The following is a 17,544-nucleotide window of genomic DNA, read 5'->3' on the forward strand; positions in this document are numbered from 1 at the left end:
GCTTATCCCGAGGGTTGATCATGACCGAGTTGGCGCGCTTGAAGTTCTATGCCACTCAGCCCCACTCTTGCAGTTATCTGCCCGAGGAGCAGGCCACTACGCTGTTTCTCGATCCTAGTCAGCCCATGGATGTGCATGTCTACGCAGACCTGTCGGAAATGGGTTTCCGGCGCAGTGGCGATCACCTCTACCGCCCGCACTGCCAGAATTGCAATGCGTGCGTGCCGGCGCGCATTCCGGTGGCGCAGTTCACACCGAATCGTCAGCAGAAACGCATTTTCAAGCGCAACGCCGATTTGCAGGTGCGCCCGGCGCGCCCCGGATTCAGCGAAGAATATTTCGATCTCTATCAACGCTACATCGAACAGCGCCACGCCGACGGCGACATGTACCCGCCGAGCCGCGATCAGTTTTCGACTTTCCTGGTACGTGACCTGCCGTTTTCGCGCTTCTACGAATTTCGCCTCGACGGGCGATTGGTAGCCATCGCGGTGACCGACTTGCTGCCCAACGGCTTGTCGGCGGTCTACACCTTTTACGAGCCGGCCGAAGACCATCGCAGCCTGGGTCGTTACGCGATCCTCTGGCAAATCGCCGAAGCCCAGCGCTTGGGACTGGAAGCGGTGTACCTCGGTTACTGGATCAAAAACTGCAAAAAGATGAACTACAAGACGCAATATCGGCCTATCGAACTGCTGATTAATCAGCGTTGGGTCGTCCTGAACTAGGACAATCCGTAAACCACTTGGCGTAAACCCCATTTTTCGGGCACAATGCACGCCGCTTTTGCCTGGCGCAGTTGCACCGGGCCATTCATTGGATACCGAGGGCTTTACTGCATGTCGAAAGAAGACAGCTTCGAAATGGAAGGCACTGTCGTCGACACCCTGCCCAACACCATGTTTCGTGTGGAGTTGGAAAATGGGCACGTCGTAACCGCGCATATTTCCGGCAAGATGCGCAAGAACTACATTCGTATTCTTACCGGTGACAAAGTGCGCGTCGAGCTGACGCCCTATGACTTGAGCAAAGGGCGCATTACCTACCGCGCTCGTTAATCAAGTCAATACAAGACGCCCGGTTATGCCGGGCGTTTTTGTGTCTGGGGTTTGGGGTTTTGCTTTGAGCGCTTATCCGTCGCTGCGTTGATGGCGGCTGCCGCGAATGCGGTGGGTCAGTTGATGGATGTGCCAGCAGGCATGACGCCTTCGCGGGCAAGCCTCGCTCCTACAGGGGAATGGTGGTGGGTTTGGGCCTTGCACCGCTCCCGTAGGAGCTGAGCTTGCTCGCGAAAGCGGTGGGCCAGCTGATGAGTCGCCGTGAGTGCGAAACCCTGATCAGCCGCTACCGCAGCAACGGATACATACCCAAAAAAACCAGCCAACAAAAAAGGCGCCCGAAGGCGCCTTTCGCTTTACAACAGATCAACAACCGTCAGGCCATCTCAGCAGTCGTCTCAAACTCAAAGGTCAACTCACCATCTTTGAGATCGATATGCACCACCCCACCATGATCAGCCAACTCACCGAAGAGAATCTCCTCAGCCAACGGACGCTTGATCTTGTCCTGAATCAAACGCGCCATCGGACGAGCCCCCATCGCCGAGTCATAACCGCCCGCCGCCAACCAACTACGCGCGGCGTCCGTGACCTCAAGCTGCACACGCTTGTCCTCCAACTGCGCCTGAAGCTCGGTAAGGAACTTGTCCACCACGCTCTTGATAACCTCATGACTGAGGCGACCAAACTGAATAATGGTGTCCAGACGGTTGCGGAACTCTGGAGTGAAACTCTTCTTGATCACTTCCATCGCATCAGACGAGTGATCCTGATGGGTGAAACCGATCGAGGCACGCGCCGCAGTCTCGGCGCCGGCGTTGGTCGTCATGATTACGATCACATTGCGGAAATCCGCCTTGCGCCCGTTGTTATCAGTCAACGTACCGTGATCCATTACCTGCAACAGCAAGTTGAAGACTTCCGGATGCGCCTTCTCGATTTCATCGAGCAGCAGCACGCAGTGCGGTTGCTTGGTGATCGCTTCGGTCAGCAAACCGCCCTGATCAAACCCGACATAACCTGGAGGCGCACCGATCAGACGCGATACGGTGTGGCGCTCCATGTACTCGGACATGTCGAAGCGAACCAGCTCGATGCCTAGCGCCTTGGCCAACTGCCGCGCCGCTTCGGTTTTACCGACACCGGTAGGCCCTGCGAACAGGAACGAACCAACAGGCTTGTCAGGCGATTTGAGCCCGGCACGCGACAATTTGATCGCAGTCGACAACGAATCGATCGCCGCATCCTGACCAAACACGGTCAGTTTCAGGTCACGCTCAAGGTTACGCAGCAACTCTCTGTCGGAGGTGTTGACGTGCTTAGGCGGAATCCGCGCGATTTTCGCCACGATGTCCTCAACCTCAGGCACATCAATGCGCTTCACGCGTTTTTCGACTGGCTGCAGACGCTGGTAGGCGCCCGCCTCGTCAATCACGTCGATGGCTTTATCCGGCATGTGCCGATCATTGATGTAGCGCGAAGCCAGCTCAGCCGCTGCGCGCAGGGCCTCATCGCTGTATTCGATGCCGTGGTGCGTTTCAAAACGCCCTTTCAACCCGCGCAGGATGCTGATGGTGTCTTCCACCGAAGGCTCCGACACATCGACTTTCTGGAAGCGACGCGCCAAGGCACGGTCCTTCTCGAAGATGCCACGGAATTCCTGGAACGTGGTCGAACCGATGCAGCGAATGTCGCCAGACGACAGCAGCGGTTTGAGCAGGTTCGAAGCGTCCATCACGCCACCGGAAGCGGCACCCGCACCAATGATGGTGTGGATCTCGTCGATGAACAGAATCGCTTGCGGACGTTTTTTCAGTTCATTGAGCAACGCCTTGAAGCGCTTCTCGAAATCGCCACGGTATTTGGTCCCGGCCAGCAAAGCGCCCAGATCCAGCGAATAAACCACGGCGTTGGCCAGCAGATCCGGCACTTGGTTGTCGACGATGCGCTTGGCCAGGCCTTCGGCAATCGCGGTTTTACCCACGCCAGCCTCGCCGACCAACAGCGGATTGTTTTTGCGACGACGCGCGAGAATCTGCGCGACACGCTCGACTTCCATCTCACGGCCTACCAGCGGATCGATTCGACCCTGGCGCGCGAGTTCGTTGAGGTTGCTGGCATAAGCATCCAGAGGATTGCCTGAAGATGAAGACTCACCGCCCTCGTCGTCCTGCATATCTTGCTCACCTTCAGAGTGATCGCCGTGCCCCGGCACCTTGGAAATGCCATGGGCGATGTAGTTGACGACATCAATGCGCGCAACGCTCTGCTGTTTCAGCAGGAACACTGCCTGGCTTTCTTGCTCACTGAAGATTGCGACCAGCACGTTGGCGCCTGTCACTTCGCGTTTGCCCGAGCTCTGTACGTGAAAGACAGCACGCTGCAGAACACGCTGGAAGCCCAGTGTGGGTTGGGTCTCGCGATCCTCGTCATGGACGGGAATCAGCGGCGTGGTGGAGTCGATGAACTCCTGCAGGTCATGCTTGAGTTTGTCGAGGTTTGCGCCGCAGGCCCGTAAAACGGTGGCGGCAGCCTCATTATCCAATAGGGCCAACAGGAGATGTTCGACGGTCATGAACTCATGACGCTTCGAACGAGCCTCCTTGAAGGCTAAATTGAGGGTGACTTCGAGCTCGCGGTTTAACATAGCTTCACCTCATACCCAAGTGGTCGGCGATTAACCGTCCTTCTCGATTTCACAGAGTAGCGGATGCTGGCTTTCCCTGGCGTACTGGTTGACCTGCATGGCCTTAGTCTCGGCGATGTCGCGGGTAAACACTCCACATACTGCCCGTCCTTCTGTGTGGACGGCCAGCATGACCTTGGTCGCCAGCTCGCGATTCAGGTTAAAAAACACCTCGAGCACTTCGACGACGAAATCCATCGGTGTGTAGTCATCATTGAACAAAACCACCTTGTACATCGGCGGCGCCTGTAAAGCAGGCTTGGCCTCCTGAACAGCAATGCCTGCGGAATCGTCGTCGTGTTCCTCCGGGTGTTCTTTCTGGAGAGTCGGGCGATCCTGATTGAATGTTAGTCGAATCTGGCTAATTGCATGCATGGAAAGAAAGGTTCGTCAGTTGTGCAAATACAGTGGTGGGGGCAGCTATCAACGATTTCAACTCCGACTGCCCGGTCACCTTGACTATCGGGGAAACGGTGTTACAACCAATAGAGCCCACAGTGGGTAAAAAAGGTCCGCGGAGTCAATCTTATTTATCAGATAGATTGCGGATGAACTGGATGATACTCCAGTGATGGAGTCTGTTGCAGAGGGATATGGGTATGTCAGGCGTCAAGGTCAGCGGCAAGGTCAAATGGTTCAACAATGCCAAGGGTTACGGTTTTATCATTGAGGACGGAAAGAACGAAGACCTCTTCGCTCATTTTTCCGCGATCACCATGGAAGGTTATAAAACCCTGAAGGCCGGGCAGCCGGTGGACTTCGAGATCATTCAAGGCCCCAAAGGCCTGCACGCGGTGGCGATCTGCGCTCAATGCGAGAAGCACGAGGTTCACACCCACGGCGCCGCGACGACTGCCAGTGCGGGTGAAACAAAATCTGGCGAATCAGCAAAAGTACTCGCCTGAACACGTCAAGACTTCAGACATCCAGTCATAAAAAAACCGCCCGACTCAAGGATATGAGCCGGGCGGTTTTTTATTTGCTGCAAATCGCTTACATGTGCGAAATCAGCGCATCACCGAATGCCGAAGAAGACAGCAATTGCGCGCCGTCCATCAAACGGTGGAAATCATAAGTCACAGTTTTGGCGGAAATCGCGCCGTTGGTGCCCTTGATGATCAGGTCAGCAGCTTCGGTCCAGCCCATGTGCCGCAGCATCATTTCGGCGGAAAGGATCAGCGAACCCGGGTTGACCTGGTCCTTGCCGGCGTATTTCGGCGCAGTCCCGTGGGTTGCCTCGAACATCGCGATGGTGTCGGACAGGTTCGCACCTGGCGCGATACCGATACCGCCCACTTCGGCCGCGAGGGCGTCAGAGAGGTAGTCGCCGTTGAGGTTTAGGGTCGCGATCACATCGTATTCGGCCGGGCGCAGCAGGATCTGCTGGAGCATGGCATCGGCGATGGCGTCCTTGACGATGACATTCTTGCCGGTTTTCGGGTTCTTGAACTGCATCCACGGCCCGCCGTCGAGCAGCGTTGCGCCGAATTCTTCAGCCGCCACTTCGTAGGCCCATTCCTTGAAGGCACCTTCGGTGAACTTCATGATGTTGCCTTTGTGGACGATGGTCAGCGAGTCGCGATCGTTGTCGACCACATACTGCAGAGCCTTGCGCGCCAGACGCTTGGTGCCTTGCAGCGAAACCGGCTTGACGCCGATGCCGCAGTTTTCGTCGAAACGGATCTTGGTGACGCCCATTTCTTCTTTAAGGAATTTGATGACTTTGGTGGCTTCCGGCGAACCGGCCTTCCACTCGATGCCGGCGTAAATGTCTTCCGAGTTCTCGCGAAAGATCGTCATGTCGACGTCGCCAGGCTTTTTCACCGGGCTCGGCACGCCTTCAAACCAGCGCACCGGGCGCAGGCAGACATAGAGGTCGAGTTGCTGACGCAGGGCCACGTTCAACGAACGGATGCCGCCGCCGACCGGGGTGGTCAGAGGGCCCTTGATGGAAACCACGTAATCTTTGACCGCGTCCAGGGTTTCCTGAGGTAGCCAGGTGTCCTGATCGTAAACCTGAGTCGCTTTCTCCCCGGCGAAGACTTCCATCCAGGAAATTTTGCGCTCGCCGCCGTAAGCCTTCTTCACAGCAGCATCGACAACCTTGATCATGACCGGGCTGATATCAACGCCAATACCATCGCCTTCGATAAAGGGGATGATCGGGTTGTTAGGAACATTGAGAGAATGGTCCGCGTTGACGGTGATTTTGTCGCCGACTGCTGGCACCTGAATCTTCTTGTATCCCATGCTGAACTCCATTGTTTGGATTGAACATCTGGCTTCGTTCGAGCGTACCCCAGTTAAATCGGCGCGAAAACCCTATGTTCCACCCATCTGCGGCAAAGCTGCGCAGTTCATGTTCTACAAGCCTGAAAGCAAAGGGAAAAGCGCCAAACTCAAGCACGGTGCAAGACTCTACGCCCCACTCGCCCCTGCGACCTTTAGACCAATGGACGAGATTCGTTGCGTATGAACCATCGGCAGATTGCCAGCCACCTATGTATAATGCCGCCGCTGACCGAAGGGTCACACAGGCCGAGCTCTCTATTACGAGACTCTCAGCCAGATTGAAGCCGGGTTGTTATCGCAGCCCACCCGCTTGACGCTCGACTGATGCACCCAACATCACCGCGCACAAATCTCGACATTCGGCTCATGGACGACTTTGAACGAACGCGCTTATCCGGCGCCCCTCGAGTTTTCTGCGCATGCTTTAGCAAAGAAGAGAGTTAATCCGAATATGCCCACCCGCTCGAAGATCATCTATACCTTCACCGACGAAGCCCCAGCCCTCGCCACCTATTCACTGTTGCCTATCGTAGAGGCTTTCACCGCCTCCGCTGATATCGCCGTGGAAACCCGCGATATCTCTCTTGCAGGGCGCATCCTGGCCAGCTTCCCCGAGCAATTGGGTGACAAAGCCGTAGCCGACCACCTCGCCGAACTGGGCGACCTGGCCGTTACGCCTGAAGCCAACATCATCAAGTTGCCGAACATCAGTGCTTCGGTTCCGCAACTGCAAGCCGCGATCAAAGAGCTGCAAGCCCAGGGCTTCGCACTGCCGGACTACCCGGAAACCGTGAGCAGCGACGCCGACAAAGAAGCCAAGTCGCGTTACGACAAGATCAAGGGCAGCGCCGTGAACCCGGTACTGCGCGAAGGCAACTCCGATCGCCGCGCACCGCTGTCGGTCAAGAACTATGCGCGCAAGCACCCGCACAAAATGGGCGCCTGGGCTGCAGACTCCAAATCCCACGTTGCGCACATGAGCACCGGCGATTTCTACGGCAGCGAAAAAGCTGCCTTGATCGACGCCGCTGACGCCGTGAAAATCGAACTGATCGCTCAGGACGGCACCGCCACCGTGCTGAAAGAAAAGACCAGCGTGCAAGCTGGTGAGATCCTCGATTGCGCGGTCATGAGCAAAAACGCTCTGCGCAGCTTCATCGCCGCCGAGATCGAAGACGCCAAAGCCAAAGGCGTGCTGCTGTCGGTGCACTTGAAAGCGACCATGATGAAGGTCTCCGACCCGATCATGTTCGGCCAGATCGTTGCCGAGTTCTATAAAGACGCACTGGCCAAGCACGCTGACGTGCTGGCACAGATCGGCTTCAACCTGAACAACGGCATCGGCGACCTGTACGCTCGCATCAAGGCCTTGCCGGCCGAGCAGCAAGCGCAGATCGAAGCGGACATTCAGGCGGTTTACGCCGTGCGTCCGTCGTTGGCCATGGTCAACTCCGACAAAGGCATCACCAACCTGCACGTGCCAAGCGACGTTATCGTCGACGCCTCGATGCCGGCGATGATCCGTGACTCCGGCAAAATGTGGGGCACTGACGGTCAGTTGCACGACACCAAGGCTGTGATCCCGGATCGTTGCTACGCGACCATTTACCAGGCGGTCATCGAAGACTGCAAGGCCAACGGCGCGTTTGATCCGACCACCATGGGCAGCGTGCCAAACGTTGGCCTGATGGCGAAGAAAGCCGAAGAGTACGGCTCGCACGACAAGACTTTCCAGATCAAGGCCAACGGTGTCGTTCGCGTTACCGACAGCAAAGGCGCCCTGCTGCTGGAACAGTCGGTTGAAACCGGCGACATCTTCCGCATGTGCCAGACCAAAGACGCACCGATCCAGGATTGGGTGAAACTGGCTGTCAACCGTGCTCGCGCCAGCAGCACCCCGGCGATTTTCTGGCTGGACCCAATGCGCGCTCACGATGGCGTAGTGATCGAGAAAGTTCAGGCTTACCTGAAGGATCACGACACTTCCGGCCTGGACATCCGCATCATGTCGCCAGTCGACGCGATGAAGTTCACCCTGGACCGCACTCGCGAAGGCAAGGACACCATCTCGGTGACCGGCAACGTATTGCGCGACTACCTGACTGACCTGTTCCCGATCATGGAACTGGGCACCAGCGCCAAGATGCTGTCGATCGTACCGCTGATGAATGGCGGCGGTCTGTTTGAAACCGGCGCTGGCGGTTCGGCACCAAAGCACGTTCAACAGCTGCTGGAAGAGAACTTCCTGCGTTGGGATTCGCTGGGCGAGTTCCTCGCGTTGGCTGCTTCGCTTGAGCATCTGGGTGTGACGTACAACAACCCTAAAGCGCTGGTGTTGGCTAAAACTCTGGATCAGGCCACTGGCCAGTTCCTCGACAACAACAAGTCGCCATCGCGCAAAGTCGGCAACATCGACAACCGCGGCAGCCACTTCTACCTGGCGCTGTACTGGGCTCAAGCCCTGGCCGCCCAGTCCGAAGACACTGCACTGCAAGCGCAGTTTGGCCAATTGGCGAAAACCCTGACCGAGAACGAAGCGACCATCGTCGCCGAGCTCAACGCCGTTCAGGGCAAACCAGTGGACATCGGCGGTTACTACCACGCCAATGCCGAGCTGATCAGCAAGGCCATGCGCCCGAGCAACACCTTCAACGCTGCGATTGCAGCGTTGGTTTAAGGTTGTAAGGGAACATCACAAACCCCGGCCCCGTGCCGGGGTTTGTGTTTCTGTCATGCGCAACACTTGTAGCAGCTGCCGAGCCTGCGAGGCTGCGTTCGGCGGCGGAGCCGTCGTAGAATCAGGCCCTGCGGTGTTTCAGACTGACCGCGGGCATAGGGTTTACGACTGCTGCGCAGCCGAACGCAGCCTCGCAGGCTCGGCAGCTGCTACAGACCACACGAGGTATTTTCATGACTTGGCTACCCCACATCACCGTCGCCACCATCGTCGAAGACAACGGTCGCTTCCTGATGGTCGAAGAACTCAAGGGCGGCCGCGCGGTGCTCAACCAGCCCGCCGGTCACCTCGACCCGAATGAAACCCTGATCGAAGCCGCCGTGCGCGAAACTCTTGAAGAAACCGGCTGGGACGTCGAGCCAACCGCCATCGTCGGCCTGTACCTCTACACCGCACCGAGCAACGGCGTGACTTATCAGCGCGTCTGCTTCATCGCCAAAGCGCTCAAACACAACCCCGACTATCAACTGGACGACGGCATTCTCGGCGCCAAATGGCTGACCCGTGACGAACTGCTGGCCCAGCGCGCAAACTGGCGCAGTGAGCTGATCATCCGCTGTATCGATGATTATCTGGACGGCAAGCACTTCGGTCTCGAACTGATCCGCCCTTCTCTTTAGCCTTGTGGGCTTCGGCCTGCTAGAATCGCGTCCTTTTTAAAGACACTCATTGAATCCCTATGCGTGATCCAGCCCCTTCTGACACACAAAAGAAGCGCGTCATTGTCGGCATGTCCGGCGGCGTGGACTCTTCCGTTTCCGCTCTCCTGCTGATCGAGCAGGGTTATGAGGTGGAAGGCCTGTTCATGAAGAACTGGGAAGAAGACGATGGAACGGAATACTGCACCGCCATGGACGACCTGGCGGATGCGCAGGCTGTGTGCGACAAAATTGGCATCAAGCTGCACACCGCCAATTTCGCCGCCGAGTACTGGGACAACGTGTTCGAGCACTTCCTGGCCGAATACAAGGCCGGCCGCACGCCGAACCCGGACATCCTGTGTAACCGCGAGATCAAGTTCAAGGCGTTCCTCGACTACGCCATGGTGCTCGGCGCAGACCTGATCGCCACCGGCCACTACGTGCGTCGCCGCGACATCGATGGCCGCACCGAACTGCTCAAGGGCCTCGATCCGAACAAGGACCAGAGTTATTTCCTGCACGCCGTCGGCGGTGAACAGATCGCCAAGACCCTGTTCCCGGTCGGCGAGCTGGAAAAACCGGAAGTGCGCGCGATTGCCGAGAAACACGATCTGGCGACCGCGAAGAAAAAGGATTCCACCGGCATCTGCTTTATCGGCGAACGCCGTTTCAGCGACTTCCTCAAGCAGTACCTGCCGGCGCAACCGGGCGAAATCAAAACCACCGAAGGCGAAGTCATCGGCCGCCACCACGGCTTGATGTACCACACCATCGGCCAGCGTCAGGGCCTTGGTATTGGCGGTTTGAAAGACGCCAGCGACGAGCCGTGGTACGTGCTGATCAAGGACTTGGTCAACAACGAGCTGATCGTCGGCCAGGGCAATGATCACCCTTACCTGTTCTCCCGCGCCCTGCTCGCCTCGGACATCTATTGGGTCAACCCGATCGACCTGAGCCAGCCGCGACGCCTGACGGCCAAAGTGCGTTATCGCCAGAGCGACCAGGCGTGCACGCTGGAAAAAACCGCCAGCGGCTACCGCGCGACTTTCGATGACCCGCAACGCGCGGTCACTCCGGGGCAATCCGTGGTGTTCTATGACGGTGAAATCTGCCTCGGCGGCGGCGTGATCGAAGTTGCCGAACCGTGGACGCGCCAAGACACTGCTCAAGGCGCGGCACAATGAGCCCGACTCAGGAGCAACTGACGGCACTCGGCGGCGTATTTCTCGCTGCGGTGCTGGTCGACAAGATCGCCAAGACCGGCCAGACCAGCGAAGCCGGTTTGGCCTGCATGCTCGGCAGTCTGCTGATTCGCGACCCCAAGGACACGCTGGAAGTCTACGGTGGCGACGACCTCAATTTGCGCGAAGGTTATCGCGCGTTGATTGGCGCCCTCGAACGCGACCCGAGCACGCTGCAGCGCGAACCGCTGCGTTACGCCCTGGCGATGCTCGGTCTGGAGCGGCAACTGGCCAAACGCGACGACATGCTCGACGTGATCGGCAAGCGTCTGCCGCAGATTCAGTCACAGGTCGAGCATTTCGGCCCGGCCCACGAAAATGTGATTGCCGCGTGCGGCGCGCTGTACCAGGACACCCTGAGCACCCTGCGCCAACGCATTCAGGTGCACGGCGACATGCGCAACCTGCAGCAACCGAGCAACGCTTCGAAGATCCGCGCGCTGTTGCTCGCCGGGATTCGCTCGGCGCGGCTGTGGCGGCAGTTGGGTGGCCATCGCTGGCAGTTGGTGATCAGTCGTCGCAAGTTACTGAAAGAGCTTTACCCGCTGATGCGCAGCAGCTGAACCCGCGCCCGCAAGACTGTTTCAGATCTGTAACGCGTAATACGCCGGTCAGTTGGCAACGGACCGGCGGATTTTTTCATGTATGATACGCGCCCCATTTCGTTGCCCGACTGTCCGAGAACACCCCATGCAGCTTTCTTCGCTCACTGCGGTTTCCCCTGTTGACGGCCGCTACGCCGGCAAAACCCAGGCCCTGCGCCCAATTTTCAGCGAATACGGTCTGATCCGTGCGCGCGTTCTGGTTGAAGTGCGCTGGCTCCAGCGCCTGGCCGCTCACCCAGGCATCAGCGAAGTGCCGGCGTTCTCCGCCGAAGCCAACGCGGTGTTGAACACCCTGGCAGACAACTTCGCTCTGGAGCACGCCGAGCGTGTCAAAGAGATCGAGCGCACCACCAACCACGACGTCAAAGCCATCGAATACCTGCTCAAAGAGCAAGCGGCCAAGCTGCCGGAATTGGCCAAGGTCAGCGAATTCATCCACTTTGCCTGCACCAGCGAGGACATCAACAACCTGTCCCACGCCCTGATGCTGCGCGAAGGCCGTGATGATGTAATGCTGCCGCTGATGCGCCAGACCGCCGAAGCCATCCGCGAACTGGCCGTGCGTTTCGCTGACGTGCCGATGCTTTCGCGCACTCACGGTCAACCAGCCTCCCCGACCACTCTGGGCAAAGAGCTGGCGAACGTGGTTTACCGTCTGGAGCGTCAAATTGCTCAGGTTGCTGCGGTGCCGCTGCTGGGCAAGATCAACGGCGCAGTCGGCAACTACAATGCGCACCTGTCGGCCTACCCGGAAATCGACTGGGAAGAAAATGCCCGCGCTTTCATCGAAGACGAGCTGGGCCTGGGCTTCAACCCGTACACCACGCAGATCGAACCGCACGACTACATTGCCGAGCTGTTCGACGCGATTGCGCGCTTCAACACCATCCTGATCGACTTCGACCGCGACATCTGGGGCTACATTTCCCTGGGTTATTTCAAACAGCGCACCATCGCTGGCGAAATCGGTTCGTCGACCATGCCGCACAAGGTCAACCCGATCGACTTCGAAAACTCCGAAGGCAACCTGGGTATCGCCAACGCACTGTTCCAGCACTTGGCGAGCAAACTGCCAATTTCCCGCTGGCAGCGCGACCTGACCGACTCCACCGTATTGCGCAACCTCGGTGTCGGCTTCGCCCACAGCGTGATTGCCTACGAAGCCAGCCTCAAAGGCATCAGCAAACTTGAGCTCAACGCGCAGAAGATTGCCGCTGACCTCGACGCGTGCTGGGAAGTGTTGGCCGAGCCGATCCAGACTGTCATGCGTCGCTACAACATCGAAAACCCGTACGAGAAGCTGAAAGAGTTGACCCGTGGCAAGGGCATCAGCCCTGAAGCGTTGCAAACTTTCATCGACGGCCTGGACATGCCAGCCGCGGCCAAAGCCGAGCTGAAATTGCTGACCCCGGCCAACTACATCGGCAACGCTGTAGAGCAAGCCAAACGCATCTGATCCAACGCTGTACCCGTTTGAGACGCCCGGCAGCGCCGGGCGTTTTTATTCCCGTCTGAAAAGTGCTTTTTTTCAATAGGTTACACATGAATCCTGACATTCCTCTTCAACTTCTGGGCGGCATCACGGCGCGCGAATTCCTGCGTGACTACTGGCAGAAAAAACCACTGCTGATCCGCCAGGCAATGCCTGATTTCGAAAGCCCGATCGACCCGGACGAACTGGCCGGCCTGGCGCTGGAAGAAGAAGTTGAATCGCGTCTGGTGATCGAGCACGGCGAGCGTCCCTGGGAAATGCGTCGCGGCCCGTTCGCTGAAGACGAGTTCAGCAAATTGCCGGAAACCGAGTGGACCTTGCTGGTGCAAGCGGTCGATCAGTTCGTGCCGGAAGTCAGCGAACTGCTGGAAAACTTCCGTTTCCTGCCGAGCTGGCGCGTCGATGACGTGATGATCAGCTTCGCTGCACCGGGTGGCAGCGTTGGTCCGCACTTCGATAACTACGACGTGTTCCTGCTGCAAGGTCACGGCAAGCGCAATTGGAAAATCGGCCAGATGTGCGATTCCGAGAGCACCCTGCTGCCGCACGCAGACCTGCGCATTCTTGCCGACTTCGAAGCCACCGATGAGTGGGTTCTGGAGCCGGGCGACATGCTTTATCTGCCGCCGCGTCTGGCCCATTGTGGCGTTGCGGTTGACGACTGCATGACCTACTCGGTCGGCTTCCGCGCACCAAGCGCCTCGGAAGTGCTGACGCATTTCACCGACTTCCTCAGCCAGTTCCTGACTGACGAAGAGCGCTACACCGATGCCGACGCCCTGCCGGCAGTCGATCCGCACCAAATTCAGCACGACGCGCTTGATCGCTTGAAAGCCTTGCTGGCCGAGCACATGAGCGACGAGCGTCTGCTGCTGACCTGGTTCGGCCAGTACATGACCGAACCGCGCTACCCGGAATTGGTGGTTGGCCCGGAAGAAATCGAAGAAGAAGACTTCCTCGCCAGCCTCGAAGAAGGCGCAGTGCTGATCCGCAACCCGAGCGCGCGCATGGCGTGGTCCGAAGTCGATGACGACTTGCTGTTGTTCGCCAGCGGCCAGAGCCGTTACCTGCCGGGCAAACTGCGCGAGCTGCTGAAGCTGATCTGCGCGGCTGACGCTCTGCACAGCGATAACCTCGGCGCATGGCTGAGCGATGAAGACGGTCGCGGCTTGCTGTGCGAATTGGTCAAGCAAGGCAGCCTGGGGTTTGCTGATGAATAAAATCCACGTTCGTGTCGCAGACTGGCAAAAGGATATCGCCGAGATCCGGCGCATTCGTGAGACGGTGTTCATCGCCGAGCAATCCGTTCCACCTGAACTGGAATGGGATGCCGATGACGCCACAGCGGTGCATTTCCTCGCATACGAAGGCGACTTTCCGATTGGCACCGCGCGCCTGTTGCCCGATGGGCACATTGGTCGCGTGTCGGTGCTCAAGGACTGGCGCGGTTTGAAAGTGGGCGATGCGCTGATGCAAGCAGTGATCGGCGAAGCTGAAAAACGCGGGTTGAAGCAGCAAATGCTCAGCGCGCAGGTGCAGGCCACGGCGTTCTATGAGCGTTTGGGCTTCAGCCTGGTCAGTGAGGAATTCCTCGAAGCCGGGATTCCACATGTCGACATGGTCCGGCATTCGGTCTGAGACCGAGTAGCCCCCATCGCGAGCAAGCTCGCTCCCACAATTGGAATGCATTCCCCTGTGGGAGCGAGCTTGCTCGCGATAGGGGCTTCAAGAACACCACAAAACGCCCCGCCATCTTCGGATGCCGGGGCGTTTTGCTGTGCGCGATTCAACTTGCCCCACCCCGTGCCGACAAACTGGCAATATCAAGCCTTTCGAAAGCGGAGATAACGGACATGTCCCTACGCACCCTGCTCACCACGCTGCTGCTGACCTGCAGTTTTTCGGTCATGGCCGCCACCGAAATTGTGCCCCTGAGCTACCACACCAGCGCCGACATGCTGCCGATGGCGCAGGATTTCATCGGCAAGGACGGCCAGGTCAGCGCCTACGGCAATCAACTGATCGTCAACGCTGACCAACGCAAGATCGACGAACTCAAAGCGCTGATCGCGCAGCTGGATACCCAACCCAAGCGCCTGCTGATCACCGTCGACACCAACGAAAACAATTACCAGGGCGATCAGGGTTATTCGGTGAATGGCGTCAAGCCGAGCCAGACCCGCATCATCAACCGCAGCACCAACAGCCGTGATGGCGGCGTCCAGCAAATCCAGGCCAGCGAAGGTTCACCGGCGCTGATCCAGGTCGGCCAAAGCGTGCCGTTGACCAGCAGCCAGACCGATTCCTACGGTGATTTGCGCAGCCAGACCGAATATCGCAACGTCACACAGGGTTTCTACGTCACTGCCAGCGTCACCGGTGACATCGTTCACTTGGCAATCGGTACCAATCGTGACCGCATGAGCCAGGAACGTCCCGATGTAGTGAATGTGCAAAGTACCGACACAACTGTCACCGGGCGCCTGGGCGAGTGGATCACCCTCGCCGGCGTGAACCGGCAGACTCAGGCCGACAAACAGGGCCTGACCCGCAGCTACTCTACTCAGGGCCGCGATGACATGACGCTGCGAGTGAAAGTCGACACGCTGGACTAAAGCACCGAAAACTGACTGATTAGTCGTATTAGACTAAAGATGTAGTGCTTGAAAAAAAGCACTACAAAACGTTTGACGGGCTAAAAAAGCAAAGGCATGATGGCCTCGCTCCCGCTAATCAGGGGCCCTGGAAAGGGCCTTCGGATCGACGCCTGCATCTACCCCGCAAGCCGATTCGTGTCTGTACCGCCCACAAGGTGTGTTTGACGAGGTTGCCGACTGGAACGAAGTTGTCCCGAGGGACGGAAGCGTAATTAGGTAACCCGGCTCCACACTGATGTTTGTATGAAGGCCCACGACGCCCGAATGCGCTCGCCAGTTCGCCCTTACCTGCTCACTTCCCCTCGAGCCCATCGTTCATCCCGTCGCCACCCCCGCCGAATCCGACTTGAGCACCTAAGCTTCTGGTCAGCGAGCATGAATTTTTCACCCAAGACGACTTTTCATACAAGACGCGACGAGGTTTAACTCCATGGCACTGACACGCGAACAGCAAATTGCAGCCCTCGAAAAAGACTGGGCTGAAAACCCACGCTGGAAAGGCGTGACACGCGCTTACTCCGCTGCTGACGTCGTCCGCCTGCGCGGTTCGGTTCAACCTGAGCACACCTTTGCAAAACTCGGCGCCGAAAAGCTCTGGAACCTGGTCACCCAAGGTGCCAAGCCGTCCTTCCGTCCTGAGAAAGATTTCGTCAACTGCATGGGCGCCCTGACTGGCGGCCAGGCTGTTCAGCAAGTCAAAGCCGGTATCCAGGCTATTTACCTGTCGGGCTGGCAAGTGGCTGCGGACAACAACTCCGCCGAATCGATGTACCCGGACCAATCGCTGTACCCGGTGGACTCGGTGCCAACCGTGGTCAAGCGCATCAACAACTCGTTCCGTCGTGCTGACCAGATCCAGTGGAAAGCCGGTAAAGGTCCGGGCGACGAAGGCTACATCGACTACTTCGCACCAATCGTGGCTGACGCCGAAGCCGGTTTCGGCGGTGTACTGAACGCTTACGAATTGATGAAAAGCATGATCGAAGCAGGCGCCGCCGGCGTTCACTTCGAAGACCAGCTGGCTTCCGTGAAAAAATGCGGGCACATGGGCGGCAAGGTTCTGGTGCCAACCCAGGAAGCCGTACAGAAGCTGACCGCTGCTCGTCTGGCGGCTGACGTTGCCGGCACACCGACCATCATTCTGGCGCGTACCGACGCTAACGCAGCTGACCTGCTGACCTCCGATTGCGACCCGTACGACCAGCCATTCGTGACTGGCGAACGCACCCAGGAAGGTTTCTACAAAGTGCGCGCCGGTCTCGACCAGGCAATCGCTCGCGGCCTGGCCTACGCGCCGTACGCCGACCTGATCTGGTGCGAAACCGCCAAGCCGGATCTGGACGAAGCTCGTCGCTTTGCTGAAGCGATCAAAAAGGAATACCCGGACCAACTGCTGTCGTACAACTGCTCGCCTTCCTTCAACTGGAAGAAAAACCTGGACGACGCGACCATCGCCAAGTTCCAGCGCGAACTGTCCGCCATGGGTTACAAGCACCAGTTCATCACCCTGGCCGGCATTCACAACATGTGGCACAGCATGTTCAACCTGGCGCACGACTACGCCCGCAACGACATGACTGCTTACGTGAAGCTGCAAGAGCAGGAATTCGCTGACGCCGCCAAGGGTTACACCTTCGTTGCGCACCAGCAGGAAGTGGGCACCGGCTACTTCGACGACATGACCACCGTGATTCAGGGCGGCTCGTCTTCGGTCACCGCGCTGACCGGTTCGACTGAAGAAGAACAGTTCCACTGATAGCTGAGCAAACGGCCGCTGCGTACCGATAAAAAGCTAACCGCAACGCCGCACATCTAACGCCCCGACAGGTTCGGGGCGTTTTTTTGCGTGGGATTTCTTCCGTCCCACCTTCCCTGTAGCAGCTGCCGAAGGCTGCGTTCGAGGACGAAGTCCTCGCTGATCCCACGAATTGAACTCACCTGAAAAACATCACCGCTTGATTAACGACTGCTGCGCAGCCGAACGCAGCCTTCGGCAGCTGCTACAGGGATGTGCGCGTAGCGGACCTTGCGCGAAAAAACATTGATCCAGAGCGGTATCGCGATCGCCAAAACCGGGTAAAACCTGCCCACGTGCAACTTGCAGTAACGGCTATATAAGACAACTTCCCACTCAC

15 protein-coding genes are annotated in these 17,544 nt (G+C 58.1%); 12 read left to right on the top strand and 3 right to left on the bottom strand.

Translation table 11 applies throughout. The features are described 5' to 3' along the window. Positions 1-20: 20 nt before the first annotated feature. A complete protein-coding gene (locus tag BLU01_RS01845) occupies positions 21-728 on the top strand; it encodes an arginyltransferase (RefSeq protein WP_092270039.1) in 708 nt (235 codons plus the stop codon). A 111-nt stretch (positions 729-839) separates the two neighbouring features. Then, positions 840-1,058: a translation initiation factor IF-1 gene (gene infA / locus BLU01_RS01850; RefSeq protein ID WP_002553999.1), complete on the top strand. Its 219-nt coding sequence runs from the start codon at positions 840-842 to the stop codon at positions 1,056-1,058. A 376-nt stretch (positions 1,059-1,434) separates the two neighbouring features. Here the strand turns inward: infA and clpA are convergent, their stop codons facing one another. Both clpA and clpS read right to left on the bottom strand, forming a co-directional pair. After that, a complete protein-coding gene (gene clpA, locus BLU01_RS01855) occupies positions 1,435-3,705 on the bottom strand; it encodes an ATP-dependent Clp protease ATP-binding subunit ClpA (RefSeq protein ID WP_092270042.1) in 2,271 nt (756 codons plus the stop codon). Between the two features lie 30 nt (positions 3,706-3,735). Beyond that, positions 3,736-4,119, bottom strand: a complete 384-nt coding sequence (clpS, locus tag BLU01_RS01860; RefSeq protein ID WP_092270045.1) for an ATP-dependent Clp protease adapter ClpS — start codon at positions 4,117-4,119, stop codon at positions 3,736-3,738. Positions 4,120-4,343: 224 nt separating this feature from the next. On the opposite strand from clpS, the gene cspD reads away from it, so the two are divergent. Beyond that, entirely contained in the window at positions 4,344-4,649 is a 306-nt protein-coding gene (gene cspD / locus BLU01_RS01865) for a cold shock domain-containing protein CspD (RefSeq protein ID WP_231987124.1), read from the top strand. Positions 4,650-4,737: 88 nt separating this feature from the next. On the opposite strand, the gene icd is transcribed toward cspD, so the two are convergent. Continuing rightward, positions 4,738-5,994 carry an NADP-dependent isocitrate dehydrogenase gene (gene icd / locus BLU01_RS01870; protein ID WP_092270050.1) on the bottom strand — a complete coding sequence of 419 codons (1,257 nt, stop codon included), beginning with the start codon at positions 5,992-5,994 and terminating at the stop codon, positions 4,738-4,740. Between the two features lie 493 nt (positions 5,995-6,487). On the opposite strand from icd, the gene BLU01_RS01880 reads away from it, so the two are divergent. From BLU01_RS01880 to aceA, 9 genes are all read left to right on the top strand, one after another. Beyond that, complete coding sequence (locus BLU01_RS01880; RefSeq protein ID WP_092270056.1) at positions 6,488-8,713, top strand: NADP-dependent isocitrate dehydrogenase; 2,226 nt, start codon at positions 6,488-6,490, stop codon at positions 8,711-8,713. Positions 8,714-8,946: 233 nt separating this feature from the next. Next, the gene (locus tag BLU01_RS01885) at positions 8,947-9,393 is read left to right on the top strand and encodes an NUDIX hydrolase (protein ID WP_092270059.1); all 447 of its coding nucleotides are present in this window, start codon (positions 8,947-8,949) and stop codon (positions 9,391-9,393) included. 59 nt (positions 9,394-9,452) lie between these two features. Next, entirely contained in the window at positions 9,453-10,598 is a 1,146-nt protein-coding gene (gene mnmA, locus BLU01_RS01890) for a tRNA 2-thiouridine(34) synthase MnmA (RefSeq protein WP_092270062.1), read from the top strand. Then, complete coding sequence (gene hflD / locus BLU01_RS01895) at positions 10,595-11,218, top strand: high frequency lysogenization protein HflD (RefSeq protein ID WP_092270065.1); 624 nt, start codon at positions 10,595-10,597, stop codon at positions 11,216-11,218. Before mnmA ends, hflD begins: the two co-directional genes overlap by 4 nt. Positions 11,219-11,345: 127 nt before the next feature. Continuing rightward, the gene (gene purB / locus BLU01_RS01900; protein ID WP_092270068.1) at positions 11,346-12,716 is read left to right on the top strand and encodes an adenylosuccinate lyase; all 1,371 of its coding nucleotides are present in this window, start codon (positions 11,346-11,348) and stop codon (positions 12,714-12,716) included. An 86-nt stretch (positions 12,717-12,802) separates the two neighbouring features. Continuing rightward, positions 12,803-13,972, top strand: coding sequence for a ribosomal protein uL16 3-hydroxylase (locus tag BLU01_RS01905; protein WP_092270071.1), 1,170 nt, complete (start codon positions 12,803-12,805; stop codon positions 13,970-13,972). After that, positions 13,965-14,390: a GNAT family N-acetyltransferase gene (locus BLU01_RS01910; RefSeq protein WP_092270074.1), complete on the top strand. Its 426-nt coding sequence runs from the start codon at positions 13,965-13,967 to the stop codon at positions 14,388-14,390. Before BLU01_RS01905 ends, BLU01_RS01910 begins: the two co-directional genes overlap by 8 nt. A gap of 215 nt (positions 14,391-14,605) precedes the next feature. Next, positions 14,606-15,367, top strand: a complete 762-nt coding sequence (locus tag BLU01_RS01915) for a secretin N-terminal domain-containing protein (RefSeq protein ID WP_092270077.1) — start codon at positions 14,606-14,608, stop codon at positions 15,365-15,367. A gap of 472 nt (positions 15,368-15,839) precedes the next feature. Then, positions 15,840-17,165 (top strand): isocitrate lyase, encoded by a 1,326-nt coding sequence (gene aceA / locus BLU01_RS01920; protein ID WP_008032724.1) that lies wholly within the window; start codon positions 15,840-15,842, stop codon positions 17,163-17,165. Positions 17,166-17,544: the final 379 nt, after the last annotated feature.

The organism is Pseudomonas prosekii (genome assembly GCF_900105155.1).
Lineage (GTDB): Bacteria > Pseudomonadota > Gammaproteobacteria > Pseudomonadales > Pseudomonadaceae > Aquipseudomonas > Aquipseudomonas prosekii.

Bases quoted from the DNA above. Each gene is read 5' to 3' on its own strand.
- icd (WP_092270050.1), bottom strand. From the start codon at position 5,994: ATGGGATACAAGAAGATTCAGGTGCCAGCAGTCGGCGACAAAATCACC.
- BLU01_RS01885 (WP_092270059.1), top strand. From the start codon at position 8,947: ATGACTTGGCTACCCCACATCACCGTCGCCACCATCGTCGAAGACAAC.
- infA (WP_002553999.1), top strand. From the start codon at position 840: ATGTCGAAAGAAGACAGCTTCGAAATGGAAGGCACTGTCGTCGACACC.
- clpS (WP_092270045.1), bottom strand. From the start codon at position 4,119: ATGCATGCAATTAGCCAGATTCGACTAACATTCAATCAGGATCGCCCG.
- aceA (WP_008032724.1), top strand. From the start codon at position 15,840: ATGGCACTGACACGCGAACAGCAAATTGCAGCCCTCGAAAAAGACTGG.
- BLU01_RS01845 (WP_092270039.1), top strand. From the start codon at position 21: ATGACCGAGTTGGCGCGCTTGAAGTTCTATGCCACTCAGCCCCACTCT.
- purB (WP_092270068.1), top strand. From the start codon at position 11,346: ATGCAGCTTTCTTCGCTCACTGCGGTTTCCCCTGTTGACGGCCGCTAC.
- BLU01_RS01915 (WP_092270077.1), top strand. From the start codon at position 14,606: ATGTCCCTACGCACCCTGCTCACCACGCTGCTGCTGACCTGCAGTTTT.
- BLU01_RS01910 (WP_092270074.1), top strand. From the start codon at position 13,965: ATGAATAAAATCCACGTTCGTGTCGCAGACTGGCAAAAGGATATCGCC.
- clpA (WP_092270042.1), bottom strand. From the start codon at position 3,705: ATGTTAAACCGCGAGCTCGAAGTCACCCTCAATTTAGCCTTCAAGGAG.
- BLU01_RS01880 (WP_092270056.1), top strand. From the start codon at position 6,488: ATGCCCACCCGCTCGAAGATCATCTATACCTTCACCGACGAAGCCCCA.
- hflD (WP_092270065.1), top strand. From the start codon at position 10,595: ATGAGCCCGACTCAGGAGCAACTGACGGCACTCGGCGGCGTATTTCTC.
- cspD (WP_231987124.1), top strand. From the start codon at position 4,344: ATGTCAGGCGTCAAGGTCAGCGGCAAGGTCAAATGGTTCAACAATGCC.
- mnmA (WP_092270062.1), top strand. From the start codon at position 9,453: ATGCGTGATCCAGCCCCTTCTGACACACAAAAGAAGCGCGTCATTGTC.
- BLU01_RS01905 (WP_092270071.1), top strand. From the start codon at position 12,803: ATGAATCCTGACATTCCTCTTCAACTTCTGGGCGGCATCACGGCGCGC.